This window comes from Polaribacter sp. (genome assembly GCF_965660385.1).
Classification (GTDB): domain Bacteria; phylum Bacteroidota; class Bacteroidia; order Flavobacteriales; family Flavobacteriaceae; genus Polaribacter.
In genome coordinates this window covers 12,059-24,297 of sequence record NZ_CBFHZT010000010.1, presented here as the reverse complement: position 1 = coordinate 24,297, position 12,239 = coordinate 12,059, and the positions used below count along the sequence as shown (strand labels likewise).

Annotated in this window: 11 protein-coding genes and 1 pseudogene; 1 reads left to right on the top strand and 11 read right to left on the bottom strand. The window is 30.5% G+C overall.

Annotation, left to right across the window (positions count from 1 at the left end):
- Window positions 1-20 precede the first annotated feature (20 nt).
- The 11 genes and pseudogenes from hisIE to ACTG3V_RS04765 all read right to left on the bottom strand — a co-directional run.
- A pseudogene (hisIE, locus tag ACTG3V_RS04815) lies at window positions 21-629 on the bottom strand (bifunctional phosphoribosyl-AMP cyclohydrolase/phosphoribosyl-ATP diphosphatase HisIE); the annotation flags it as partial.
- A gap of 88 nt (window positions 630-717) precedes the next feature.
- On the bottom strand, window positions 718-1,473 hold the full coding sequence (gene hisF / locus ACTG3V_RS04810; RefSeq protein WP_439131005.1) for an imidazole glycerol phosphate synthase subunit HisF: 756 nt from the start codon (window positions 1,471-1,473) through the stop codon (window positions 718-720).
- 73 nt (window positions 1,474-1,546) lie between these two features.
- Window positions 1,547-2,281, bottom strand: coding sequence for a 1-(5-phosphoribosyl)-5-[(5-phosphoribosylamino)methylideneamino]imidazole-4-carboxamide isomerase (gene hisA / locus ACTG3V_RS04805; protein WP_439131004.1), 735 nt, complete (start codon window positions 2,279-2,281; stop codon window positions 1,547-1,549).
- A 43-nt stretch (window positions 2,282-2,324) separates the two neighbouring features.
- On the bottom strand, window positions 2,325-2,603 hold the full coding sequence (locus tag ACTG3V_RS04800) for a GIY-YIG nuclease family protein (RefSeq protein WP_439131003.1): 279 nt from the start codon (window positions 2,601-2,603) through the stop codon (window positions 2,325-2,327).
- Window positions 2,604-2,648: 45 nt separating this feature from the next.
- A complete protein-coding gene (gene hisH / locus ACTG3V_RS04795) occupies window positions 2,649-3,230 on the bottom strand; it encodes an imidazole glycerol phosphate synthase subunit HisH (RefSeq protein ID WP_439131002.1) in 582 nt (193 codons plus the stop codon).
- A 72-nt stretch (window positions 3,231-3,302) separates the two neighbouring features.
- A complete protein-coding gene (gene hisB / locus ACTG3V_RS04790; protein WP_439131001.1) occupies window positions 3,303-4,442 on the bottom strand; it encodes a bifunctional histidinol-phosphatase/imidazoleglycerol-phosphate dehydratase HisB in 1,140 nt (379 codons plus the stop codon).
- A gap of 57 nt (window positions 4,443-4,499) precedes the next feature.
- Window positions 4,500-5,552 carry a histidinol-phosphate transaminase gene (hisC, locus tag ACTG3V_RS04785; protein ID WP_439131000.1) on the bottom strand — a complete coding sequence of 351 codons (1,053 nt, stop codon included), beginning with the start codon at window positions 5,550-5,552 and terminating at the stop codon, window positions 4,500-4,502.
- A 181-nt stretch (window positions 5,553-5,733) separates the two neighbouring features.
- Window positions 5,734-7,014, bottom strand: a complete 1,281-nt coding sequence (hisD, locus tag ACTG3V_RS04780; RefSeq protein ID WP_439130999.1) for a histidinol dehydrogenase — start codon at window positions 7,012-7,014, stop codon at window positions 5,734-5,736.
- Between the two features lie 181 nt (window positions 7,015-7,195).
- Entirely contained in the window at window positions 7,196-8,053 is an 858-nt protein-coding gene (hisG, locus tag ACTG3V_RS04775) for an ATP phosphoribosyltransferase (RefSeq protein ID WP_439130998.1), read from the bottom strand.
- 452 nt (window positions 8,054-8,505) lie between these two features.
- Window positions 8,506-9,120, bottom strand: coding sequence for a LysE family translocator (locus ACTG3V_RS04770; RefSeq protein WP_439130997.1), 615 nt, complete (start codon window positions 9,118-9,120; stop codon window positions 8,506-8,508).
- Between the two features lie 34 nt (window positions 9,121-9,154).
- Window positions 9,155-9,820 carry a uracil-DNA glycosylase gene (locus tag ACTG3V_RS04765; RefSeq protein WP_439130996.1) on the bottom strand — a complete coding sequence of 222 codons (666 nt, stop codon included), beginning with the start codon at window positions 9,818-9,820 and terminating at the stop codon, window positions 9,155-9,157.
- Window positions 9,821-9,903: 83 nt separating this feature from the next.
- Between ACTG3V_RS04765 and ACTG3V_RS04760 the strand changes: the two genes are divergently transcribed.
- On the top strand, window positions 9,904-12,102 hold the full coding sequence (locus ACTG3V_RS04760; protein ID WP_439130995.1) for an endonuclease MutS2: 2,199 nt from the start codon (window positions 9,904-9,906) through the stop codon (window positions 12,100-12,102).
- The last annotated feature ends 137 nt before the right edge of the window (window positions 12,103-12,239 follow it).

The following is a 12,239-nucleotide window of genomic DNA, read 5'->3' as shown; positions in this document are numbered from 1 at the left end:
CACGAAAATTTCAATACAATTTATTTATGTCTATTTTTAAGTTCAGCCTCTATATCTCTTAAGGTAAACCCTTTAGCTTGGAGCAGCATTAAATAATGAAACAACAAATCTGCAGATTCATATAAGAATAACTCATCATTGTTATCCATTGCCTCAATAACAGTTTCTACAGCCTCCTCTCCTACTTTTTGTGCTATTTTATTAATTCCTTTTGCAAACAAACTTGCTACATAAGATTTTTGTGTATCTTTATTGGCAACTCTCTCAGCAATAACATTTTCTAAAGCAGAAAAGAAACCAAAATTCGAATTATTTTCTTCGTTCCAACAAGTATCGGATCCTTTATGACAAGTTGGTCCATTAGGATTTACTTGAATCAACAAAGTATCATTATCGCAATCTAGTTTTATATCCACTAAATTTAAAACGTTTCCACTTTCTTCACCTTTTGTCCAAAGTCTATTTTTAGTTCTACTAAAAAAAGTAACCAATTTGGTTTCTTGGGTTTTTGCAAAAGCTTCTTCGTTCATGTACCCTAACATCAAAACGTTTTTTGTAGTTGCATCTTGAATGATTGCTGGCACTAAACCATCGTTATTTTTATTGAAATCTATATTCATTTTATTTGGTTTTTGGTTTTTGGTTTTTAGTTTTTAGTTTTTGGTTTTTGGTTCTAACTCAAACCATCAACCAGAAACCAACAACTATAAACTATTCTTATATTCTTACAGGTATATTTTGTCTTCTTAATTCTTTTTTTAACTCTAAGATAGGAATTTCACCAAAATGAAAAACACTTGCTGCCAAAGCTGCATCTGCTTTTCCAATGGTAAAGGTATCTACAAAATGTTGTACCGTTCCTGCTCCACCAGAAGCAATAATTGGAATATTTACCAATGCTGATAAATGTGCTAACGCTTCATTTGCAAAACCAGCTTTTGTTCCATCATGATTCATAGAAGTAAACAAAATTTCTCCTGCTCCACGTTCTTCCACTTCTTTTGCCCAATCAAATAATTTGATTTCTGTAGGAATTGTTCCACCTGCCAAATGTACAAACCATTCGCCTTCAATTTGTTTTGCATCAATAGCAACAACTACACATTGGCTCCCAAATTTATCTGCCAATTCATTAATTAATTCAGGTCTTTTTACTGCGGATGAATTGATAGAAACTTTATCAGCACCACATTTTAACAAAGCATCTACATGTGCCACAGAAGAAATTCCTCCACCAACAGTAAAAGGTATATTAACTTGTTCTGCCACTTTTAAAACCATATCTAAAGTAGTTCCTCTATTTTCTAAAGTAGCAGCTATGTCTAAAAAAACCAATTCATCTGCTCCTAAATCTGCATATTGTTTTGCCAAAACAACTGGATCTCCTGCATCAATTAAATTTACAAAATTGACACCTTTTACAGTTCTTCCGTTTTTAATATCTAAACAAGGTACTATTCTTTTTGTCAACATAGGTTGGTTTTTGGTTGTTGGTTGTTGGTTGTTGGTTGTTGCATTTAAACTACTAACCAAAAACTAAAAACCATCAACTAATTATAAATTTTTCTAATTGTTTTAAACTAATTTTATTTTCATAAATCGCTTTTCCAATGATGACTCCTTCACAACCATTTTCTGCTAATCTTGGCAATTCATCAAAAGTTGATATTCCTCCAGAAGCAATTAATTTTAAATCTTTTACTTCTGACAATATGTTAGCATAGGTCTCAAAACTTGGTCCTTGTAGCATTCCATCTTTAGAAATATCTGTACAAATTACATATTGTATTCCTTTTTGCTGATAATCAGTTATAAACGGAATTAATTCTAAACTACTCTCCTCTTGCCAACCATTGGTTGCAATTTTTCCACCAGAATTATCTGGATAAAAATCAGCACCTAAAATGATTTTTTGAGATCCGTATTTTTCAATCCAACTTTTAAAAATTGCTGGATTTTTAACAGCAATACTTCCTCCTGTAATTTGATTTGCACCTGAATTAAAAGCAATTTCTAAATCTTTATCCGCTTTTAATCCTCCTCCAAAATCTATTTTTAAATTGGTTTTGGTTGCAATCTGTTCTAACACTTTGTAATTTATAATCTGACTTGCTTTTGCGCCATCCAAATCCACAACGTGTAAATATTCAATTCCTGCAGCTTCAAACTCCTTCGCAACTTCTAGCGGATTCTCATTATATATTTTCTTGGTGTTATAATCGCCTTTTGTTAAACGAACACATTTACCTTCTATAATGTCTATGGCTGGTATTATTCTCATTGATTAATTTGTTAATCAACCCTGAACTTGTTTCAGGGTCTTTTTATTTTATTTCTAGTGTTATAAAGGTTGGATTATACTTTTTTATCAAATTCCATTTCCATTCTTTGTGCCAATTTTTTATTTGTTTCTCTCTTTTTCTTGCTGAATTACTATCTTCAAATATTTCAAAATAAACTAAATCAAATACGTTATATTTTTTTGTAAAATATGCTCCATTGCCAGATTTATGTTGAGAAATTCTTCTTTTTAAATTATCTGTATACCCAATGTATAAAACTTTTCTATTTTTATTCGATAATATATAGCAATAATAATTCAATTTTTGATTTTTAATATAAGGTTCTGAAACAAGTTCAGAATGGAATTATAGGTTCAAAAAATTCTCAAGAATTTTTGAACCTATAATTCCACTTTTCTCTGGGTGAAACTGAACTCCATAAAAATTATCTTTTTGTAATGCTGATGCATATTCAATTTCATAATCTGTTTTGGCAATCATTTCATCACATTGTTCTGCGTAAAAACTATGTACCAAATACATGAATTCTTTGTCTTTTATTCCTGTAAACAAATCGGATTTCAAATCAGAAATTACGTTCCAACCCATTTGTGGAACCTTTACTGAATTAGAAAACCTTTTTACGTTTACATCAAAAATCCCTAACCCTTTTGTATTTCCTTCTTCAGAGTGATTACACATCAACTGCATGCCTAAACAAATACCTAAAACAGGTTGTTTTAAAGTAGGTATCACTTTGTCTAATCCACTTTCTTGCAACATTTTCATGGCAGAACTTGCTTCACCAACTCCTGGGAAAATTACTTTATCAGCCGCTTTTATTTCATCAACATTATTTGTTAAAACAGCATCAACACCTAAGCGTTTAAAAGCGAATTGAATGCTTTTGATGTTTCCTGCACCGTAATCGATAATTATGAGTTTCATAATTAGTTTTTAATTTTTAGTTATTAGTTTTAAGTGAATCACTCAAAACTAAAAATTTATAACTCAACACTCTTAAAGCACTCCTTTGGTTGATGGTAAAAACATTTTATTAGCATCTCTTTTTACAGCCATTTTCATGGCTTTTGCAAAAGCTTTAAAAATACCTTCTATTTTGTGATGTTCGTTTACACCTTCTGCTTTGATATTTAAATTACATTTTGCACCATCTGTAAATGATTTAAACAAGTGAAAAAACATTTCTGTTGGCATATCCCCAATTTTTTCTCTTTTAAATTCAGCATCCCATTCCAACCAATTTCTACCTCCAAAATCAACTGCAACTTGTGCTAAACAATCGTCCATGGGCAAACAAAAACCATATCTTTCGATGCCTAATTTATTACCTAAAGCTTTGTTGAATAATTCACCAAAGGCAATCATGGTATCTTCTATGGTGTGGTGCTCATCAACTTCTAAATCACCATCAACTTTAATAGTTAAATCCATATTTCCATGTCTCCCAATTTGATCTAACATGTGATCGAAAAAATGCAAACCTGTAGAAATATCATTTTTACCAGAACCGTCTAAATTTAGTTTGATGTAAATCTTAGTTTCATTGGTGTTTCTGGTGATTTCTGCAACTCTATCTTCTAATTTTAAAAATTGATAAATTGCTGACCAATCTGTAGAAGTTAATGCAATACAATTGACTATTTCTTTTTTGTCTGACTCAATTTCATCAGCCCCTAACTCTGGGTTTTCTGATAAATAAATTCCTTTTGCGCCTAAGTTTTTCGCCAATTCCATGTCTGTAATTCGATCACCCAAAACAAAAGAATTTTTTAAATCGTAATCTTCTGAGAAATACTTTTTTAACAATCCTGTTCTTGGTTTACGGGTTTCAGCATTTTCATGTGGAAAAGTTTTATCGATACAAACTTCTGAAAACACAACACCTTCTTTTTCAAAAGCAGCAATGATTTTATTTTGAGCTGGCCAAAATGTATCTTCTGGAAAAGAATCTGTACCTAAACCATCTTGATTGGTTACCATTACCAATTCGTAATTCAATTCTGAGGCAATTTTTGCCATGTATTGAAATACTTTTGGATAATATTCTAACTTTTCTAAACTATCTAATTGATAATCTACAGGTGGTTCTAGAACTAATGTTCCATCCCTGTCTATGAATAATACTTTCTTACTCATTATCTATTATTTTTTAGACCTCACAGGTTTTTAAAACCTGTGAGGTCTTTATTTACATTATTCGATTGTTTTTAAAACACGAATCAACTTTTCATTCTCCAAATTCGTTCCAATTGTAAAACGCAAGGTATTCTCACATAAAGGTTGTGAGGTTCTGTTTCTAACCACAATTCCTTTTACTACTAATTGATTGTATCGTTTTGTGGCATCATCTACCTTTACCAACACAAAATTACAATCTGTTGGGTAAATTTCTTCAATAAAATTGATTTCTTTTAATCGAGCAATTAATTGATTTCTTTCGGCTTTAATTTTTACGATTTCTTCTTGTACTACTTCTACCTTTTGCAAACGTTCAATAGCCTTTTGTTGCGTTAACTCGTTTACGTTATAGGGTGGTTTTATGTTGTTTAAAATAGCAATTATTGACTCAGAAGCATAACAAACTCCTAATCTAATTCCTGCCAAACCATAAGCTTTAGACAAGGTTTGGGTGATGATTAAGTTTGGATAATCTTCTAATTTTTCTAACCAACTTTTCTTTTCTGAAAAATCGATATAAGCTTCATCTATAACTACCAAGCCATTAAAATGTTCAAGCAAATGTTTTACTTCGCTTTTTTTGAAACTATTTCCTGATGGATTATTTGGTGAACATAAGAACAGAATTTTTGTTTTTGTACTTTCAGCTCTATAAATTTCATCTAAATTAGGTTGAAAATTATTTCTTAATAAAACTTCTCTATTTTCTATATTATTGATGTTTGCTAAAACCGAATACATACCATAAGTTGGTGGTAAAGTGATGATGTTATCTTCTTTTGGCTCACAAAATGCTCTAAAAATTAAATCCAACACTTCATCACTACCATTACCTAATAAAATATTTTTTTTAGATACATTTTTAATACCTGACAATAAGTCTTTTACCGAATTTTGTTGCGGATCTGGATACCTGTTTACACCATTTTCAAACGGATTTTCATTGGCATCTAAAAATACCATTTCATCAATAGAAACATCTTTATACTCGTCTCTTGCTGAGGAATATGGTTTTAAAGATTTGATATTTTCTCTGATAAGATTATTTATGTTGAAATTTGTTTTCATTTTTCTTTCTGTTGTCATTTCGAAATGAATTTGAAAAGTGATTGAGAAATCTCATAAAAGTGTCTTATTTTCTATTTTTTAACGACAATATTACTTTTATTCTACACCTTTCAGGTTCTAAAAACCTGAAAGGTCTTTTTTATTTCTCAATAAAGGCACTGAAACAAGTTCAGTACGGTTTCTATAAAGTTTTCAACCTTATAGAAACCGCATTTTTATGCGCTTGTAAACCTTCTGTTGCTGCCATTAATTCAATGGCATTACCAATATTCTGAATTCCTTTTTTACTAATTTCTTGAAATGTAATACTTTTTGTAAAACTATCTAAATTTACCCCAGAATATGCTTTTGTAAATCCGTTTGTGGGTAATGTATGATTGGTTCCTGATGCATAATCTCCTGCACTTTCTGGTGTATAATTACCAATAAAAACCGAACCAGCATTTTCTATGTTTTGTACATAAAAGTCATTATTTTTAGTACAAACAATAAAATGTTCTGGACCATATTCATTAATCAGCTCTAGTGCAATTTCATCTGTTTCCACAAAAATTGACTTCGAATTTTCTATTGCCTTTTTGGCGATATCAACTCTTGGTAACTCTAAAATTTGTGTATTGATTTCTTTTTCTACTTTAGAAATTAGGTTTTTAGAAGTAGATACCAAAATAACCTGAGAGTCTACTCCATGTTCTGCTTGACTTAACAAATCTGAAGCTACAAAACTTGCATTTGCGGTGTCGTCTGCTACTACTAACAATTCACTTGGACCCGCAGGCATGTCTATAGCAACTCCAAATTTGGTTGCCAATTGTTTTGCAACTGTTACAAATTGGTTTCCTGGACCAAAAATCTTATAAACCTGAGGAATGGTTGCTGTACCAAAAGTTAAACCGCCAATTGCTTGAATTCCGCCAACTTTAATAATTTTAGTAACTCCACATAAATTGGCTGTATATAAAATTGCTGGGTGAATTTTACCTGCTGCATTTGGTGGAGAACACAAAACAATTTCTTTACAACCTGCAATTTGTGCAGGAATTGCCAACATTAATACTGTTGAAAACAAAGGTGCTGTTCCACCAGGAATGTACAAACCTACTTTAGTAATAGGTCTTTTTTCTTGCCAACAAGACACTCCGTTTGTGGTTTCTAAAGCTACTTTTGTTGTTTTTTGAGCTTTATGAAACTTAGTGATATTGGTTTTTGCAACATTAATAGCTTCTTTTAAATCATCTGAAACCAAATTGATAGCTTCTTCTATTTCTGAGTTAGAAACTAGATTGTTTTCTAAAGTGACACCATCAAATTTTGTTGTGTATTTAGCAACAGCTGTATCTCCATGTTGTTTTACTTCTGTAAAAACATCGTTTACAATAGCTTCTATATCATCTACTGTTTTTGTAGGTCTCTCTAAAATTTGAGACCAGTCTTTTTTTGATGGATTACTAATTACTTTCATAATTCTATTCTCTTATTAACTTGCGTGAGCGTTAGGGATTGTAGCAATTGTTTGAGCTCTTTTTTCTTTTTCTGAAAAAAAGCGAGTGCGGAAAGCCCGTTAAAACGCCCAAAAAAAATATTCGTCTTTTAAAATTAAAAACTGAAACAAGTTCAGCTTGCTTTAAATTTTTTATTAAAATTTAAAGCACCATTTTTTCGATTGGGCAAACTAAAATGCCTTCTGCTCCATTGGCTTTTAGCTCGTCTATAATTTCCCAAAACTGATTTTTTGAAATTACGGTGTGTACAGAACTCCAACCTTTTTCTGCTAATGGCAAAACAGTAGGACTTCTCATGCCTGGTAATAATGCTAATATTGCTTCTAATTTTTGGTTAGGTGCGTTTAACAAAACGTATTTAGAATTTCTGCCTTTTAAAACCGACTGAATTCTAAATTGAATTTTCTCTAAAATGGCTTTTCTTTCTTTTGATATTTGTGGAGAAACTGCCAAAACAGCTTCTGATTTTAATAAAACTTCAATTTCTTTTAAACCGTTTTTAAAGAGTGTTGAACCACTGGAAACAATATCGCAAATACCATCTGCCAACCCAATATTTGGGGCAATTTCTACAGAACCATTAATAATGTGCAGATTTGCTTCTATATTTTGTGATGCTAAAAACTTTTTTACCGTTTCTGGATACGAAGTTGCAATACGTTTGCCTGCCAAATCTTTTAAAGAACTAGCATTTGACTCTTTAGGCACAGCAATAGAAACCTTGCATTTAGAAAAACCTAAACGTTCTACAAACTCAATATTGTTGCCTTTTTCTATTAATACATTTTCGCCAATGATGGCTGCATCTACTACTCCGTCTTGTAAATATTGTGGAATATCTCCGTTTCTTAAATAAAATACTTCTACAGGAAAATCTCTAGCTGCTGCTTTTAATTGGTCTTTGCCATTGTCTATAGAAATGCCAATGTCTTTTAAGATTCTCATAGAATCTTCGTTTAACCTTCCTGATTTTTGTACTGCAATTCTTAATTTGTTCATTTTACTGTGTTTTTGAACTATTTTTTAATTTTTTTTAGATTCCCATATTCATGGGAATGACAATTCGTCTGAAACCTTTTGTTTCTCAAAAGGAGCATTTTGCAAATAAAAAACCCGTTTGATTTTCTCAAACGGGTTTGTATAATATATTAGACTTTAATCAATACATTTCTACATCGCTTGAGAGCAATTGTAAAAATGATGGTGATGTGCTTGATTAAATTTCATTGTTCTTTAAATACATTGCAAATATCATACTAATTTCTCATATCATCCAAATGATAATGATTTTTTTTTTGATGTCTATAATATTTATCAAGTTTTGTTTTTTTGTTAAAATTTATGTCTCGACAAGAATGAATTTCCATTTGATTATGTATTTTAAAGTGAAAGATTTTAATAAGTAAATTTAAGTAAAACTACTGCTTTTATATTTTTTAAAGAAAGCTAAACTATAGTAAAATAAACCCAGCAATCAACACAAAAACACCAATTTGCATCCATTTTAAATACAAACCAATTTTATGATTAGTTTTAATTTTTTCTGAAATTGCCCCTGCTAAAGTTGCTATTGTTGAAAAAATAATGAATGAAACCAGCATAAACAATAAACCCAAAACGTAAAACTGAATTACAGTAGAAATACTATCCGAAAATAAAAAACCAGGAAAAAAAGCCAAAAAGAAAATAGAAACCTTTGGGTTTAAAACATTCATAACAAAGCCCTGTTTAAATAATTGCGTTGTGGTTTTCTGTTCTGTATGATTCTTTGATAGAATAATATTAGCATCCGATTGAAAAACTTTATACGCTAAATAAAGCAAATAAATAGCGCCAAATATTTTGATACTTAAGAAGAGATGTTCCGATTGTTTTATTATTGCTGAAACTCCGAATGCCAATAAAGTAGTGTGCACCAAACAGCCTGAAATTAAACCAAATACAGTAGCTAAGCCATATTTTTTTCCGTTTACGATACTTTGAGTTAGTACAAAAATATTGTCTGGACCAGGAGATATAGCTAAAACTGAAGTTGCGATTGCAAAAGATAATAAGGTTTCTAACATTTAGTGTATTGATTTGGTTTTTACTTTTATGAAATTACCAATCAATTGGTCTTTTATCAATAGATTTTAAATAGGTATTTGTTTTAGAAAAATGCTGGTTACCAAACCAATATCCTCTATTTGCACTTAAAGGAGATGGATGCCCAGATTCTAAAATATGATGTTTTTTGGTATCAATTAATTTTTTTTTCCTTTTTGCAAATCCGCCCCAAAGTAAAAAAACTACATTTTCTTTTTGATTAGATATTTGTTGAATTACTTGATCTGTAAAGGTTTCCCATCCCTTTTTTTGATGACTTCCTGCTTCATGAGCTCTTACTGTCAAAGTAGCGTTTAATAACAAAACTCCCTGTTTTGCCCATTTTTCTAGATTTCCACTTTTTGGGTATTCTGCTCCCAAATCTGTAGTAATTTCTTTAAAAATATTGATTAATGAAGGCGGATGAGCAATTTCGTCTTTTACAGAAAAACATAAGCCATTCGCTTGGTTTGGCCCATGATAAGGATCTTGACCAATAATAACAACTTTTAAATCGTTAAGAGCACAAAAATCAAAAGCAGCAAAAATAGCATTGCCTTTTGGGTAACAAGTATGCGTTTGATACTCTTTTTTTACAAAATTTACCAATTCTGTAAAGTATGGTTTTTGAAATTCTGGTTGTAAAATATTTTTCCAAGAATCAGCTATTTTTACTTGCATTGTTTATTATTTTTGTAACGAATTAAAGACCTCACAGGTTTTAAAAGCTTGTGAGGTCTTTATGAGTTCGTAAAGATACAAATTTGAATATTTCAGAAAAAACATTACAGGATTTAGAGTTTTCTACAGTTTTACAACACATTTCAGCATTTTGTATAACTGGTTTAGGAAAAGAGCGCATATTTGAAACCAAACCAATTCATAGTAGAAAACAACTTTTTAAAGAATTACATTTGGTTGATGAATACTTAGCCTCTTTTGAGAGTGAAAACAGAATTCCGAATCATGGTTTTGATAATATCACCGAAAGCGTAAAACGTTTAGCTATAGAAAATAGTTTTATAGAAACTGAAGCGTTTTTAAAAATAGCTACGACTTCATTAACTGTAAATGAGCTTATTAAATTTTTTAAGAAGTTTCAAATTCAGTTTCCCACCTTTTTTGCACTTTCACAACAAATTGAATTCACTACGTATATTGATAATGAAATCAAGAAAATTATAGATATTTCTGGTGAAGTAAAAAACAGTGCATCCCCAGCTTTAAAACAAATAAGAAGAGACATTAACAATATTCGCGGTAAAATTGGAGCTAGTTTTTCATCTGCTTTATCAAAAGCGATAGCTGCTGGTTATTTAGATGATATTAAAGAAACTGTAATTGACAATCAGCGTGTTTTGGCAGTTTCTGCAATGTATAGAAGAAAAGTTGCAGGGAGTTTATTGGGTTCATCAAAATCTGGAGGTATTGTATATATTGCACCACAAGCTACTTTGGCTTATAGTAGAGAATATCAGAATTTAGTGTACGAAGAAAAACAAGAAATTGTAAAAATTTTACGTGCTTTAGGTGATACCATTAGACCAATGGTTTCTTTATTAAAAGAGTATATTGAATTTTTAATACATACTGATGCTGTTGGTGCAAAAGCAAAATATGCAGTGGAAATGAATGCCATTCTGCCAAAAATAGCTAAAGAAAAAAAGATATTTTTTAAAAATGCTTACCATCCTGTTTTGTGGAAAAAAAATAAAACACAAAAAATTGATACAGTTGCACAAACCATTACGCTAAATGAAAAACAACAAATTATTGTTATTTCTGGACCCAATGCTGGTGGTAAAAGCATCACTTTAAAAACCATTGGATTGCTGCAAATAATGGTGCAAAGTGGTATTTTAATTCCTGTGGATGAACGTAGTGAAACTTATATTTTTGATACAATTTTAACAGATATAGGTGATAACCAATCTATTGAAAATCAATTAAGTACATATAGTTATCGTTTAAAAAATATGCGTTATTTTTTACGAAAATGTAATGAAAACACCTTGTTTTTAATTGATGAATTTGGTACAGGTTCTGATCCAGAATTAGGAGGTGCTTTGGCTGAAATTTTTTTAGAAGAATTTTATAATAAACAAGCGTTTGGCATTATCACTACCCACTACTCTAACCTAAAAGTTTTGGCCAACGAATTAACCCATGTAACCAATGCAAATATGCAGTTTGATGAGCGTACTTTAGAGCCTTTATACAAACTATTTGTAGGGCAAGCAGGTAGTTCTTTTACGTTTGAAGTGGCTCAGAAAAACGGAATTCCTTTTAGTTTGATTAATAAAGCTAAAAAACGCGTCGAAACTGAAAAAGTTCGTTTAGATAAAACAATTTCTAAACTACAAAAAGAAAGAAATAGACTTCAAAAAAATTCTGATAGTTTAGAAAAGCAAAAAACAAAAGGACAAGAACATTTAGAAAGTTTACAAGAAAAAGAACAACGTATCAAAGATAAATTGGCTGGTTTTCAAGAATTGTATGACCAGAATCAAAAAATGTTAGCTTTAGGAAGAAAAACGAATGAACTGTTAAACAAATACTTTCAAACCAATAATAAAAAGGAGTTGAATGTAAATTTTAACAAGTGGGTGGCTGATGAAAAAGTGAAACATGTTAAGAAAAATCCTGTAAAACCAAAAACAAAATCGCAAAAGCAAAAGGCTAAAATTGTGAAAAAGCAACTGCAAGAAACCATAAAAAAGGTTGAAAAAGAGGTATTAGAAAAGGTGGTTGAAGTGCGAAAAGAAAAGAAAATAGAAGAAGCTAAAATTGCTAAGGCAAAATCTGAATACATTTTTAAAGTAAATGATAAAGTAAGAATTAGAGACTCTAATTCTGTAGGTACTATTGATAAAATTGACCGAAAAAATGTAACTATCAATTATGGTATTTTTACCACGAAAACTACGCTAAATAAATTAGAACTTGTACAAAAAGTTAAGTAAATAAAATTCACTATTCTTAAAATCGCGAAGTTAAATGCTAAACTTTGTTATTATAGAGGTAATACTATTAATTTATAATTATTAAATATTTTTTATAATTCTATAAATTTTCTTACATTTAGTTGAAATTATTACTC

Coding starts and splice junctions, on each gene's coding strand:
- hisF (WP_439131005.1), bottom strand. CDS start 1,473: ATGTTGACAAAAAGAATAGTACCTTGTTTAGATATTAAAAACGGAAGA.
- hisA (WP_439131004.1), bottom strand. CDS start 2,281: ATGAGAATAATACCAGCCATAGACATTATAGAAGGTAAATGTGTTCGT.
- hisH (WP_439131002.1), bottom strand. CDS start 3,230: ATGAAACTCATAATTATCGATTACGGTGCAGGAAACATCAAAAGCATT.
- hisB (WP_439131001.1), bottom strand. CDS start 4,442: ATGAGTAAGAAAGTATTATTCATAGACAGGGATGGAACATTAGTTCTA.
- hisC (WP_439131000.1), bottom strand. CDS start 5,552: ATGAAAACAAATTTCAACATAAATAATCTTATCAGAGAAAATATCAAA.
- hisD (WP_439130999.1), bottom strand. CDS start 7,014: ATGAAAGTAATTAGTAATCCATCAAAAAAAGACTGGTCTCAAATTTTA.
- hisG (WP_439130998.1), bottom strand. CDS start 8,053: ATGAACAAATTAAGAATTGCAGTACAAAAATCAGGAAGGTTAAACGAA.
- ACTG3V_RS04770 (WP_439130997.1), bottom strand. CDS start 9,120: ATGTTAGAAACCTTATTATCTTTTGCAATCGCAACTTCAGTTTTAGCT.
- ACTG3V_RS04765 (WP_439130996.1), bottom strand. CDS start 9,820: ATGCAAGTAAAAATAGCTGATTCTTGGAAAAATATTTTACAACCAGAA.